This window comes from Vibrio sp. 10N.222.52.B7 (assembly GCF_041474275.1).
Lineage (GTDB): Bacteria > Pseudomonadota > Gammaproteobacteria > Enterobacterales > Vibrionaceae > Vibrio > Vibrio crassostreae_C.
This window is the reverse complement of record NZ_JBFRTU010000440.1, coordinates 1-307: the sequence shown is the minus strand read 5'-3', so window position 1 is coordinate 307 and position 307 is coordinate 1. Positions and strand designations below refer to the sequence as shown.

Below are 307 nucleotides of genomic sequence, written 5' to 3'. Positions count from 1 at the left end.
CTACTGCACCATTAAGCTCATTTATAACGCTTTGATCTTAAGAAATTTACTCATAGTACGACTCTCTAAGCACTCCCCCTCAGGTAAGCCCATATTTCTAGTATCCATAGAAAAGCTCAACCCCATCCCAGGTTTGAACCAGTAATTAAGACGACCTTATTTTCTGGTTGTTGAGCTTTATTTGTCATAATTATGTCTTTTTGATGATTAGCACTGATGATCAGGTAAGTCTTGGGTTTTATAGAGATCGGCAATGTCGTGATTCTTATCTCTATGTTTAGCTTCATCTTCCCTTATGCAGAAAAGC

General features: G+C 37.8%; 1 pseudogene. It reads right to left on the bottom strand.

Annotated features, from left to right (window positions below):
• Positions 1-207: 207 nt before the first annotated feature.
• A pseudogene (locus AB4512_RS23595) lies at positions 208-307 on the bottom strand (oxidase); the annotation flags it as partial.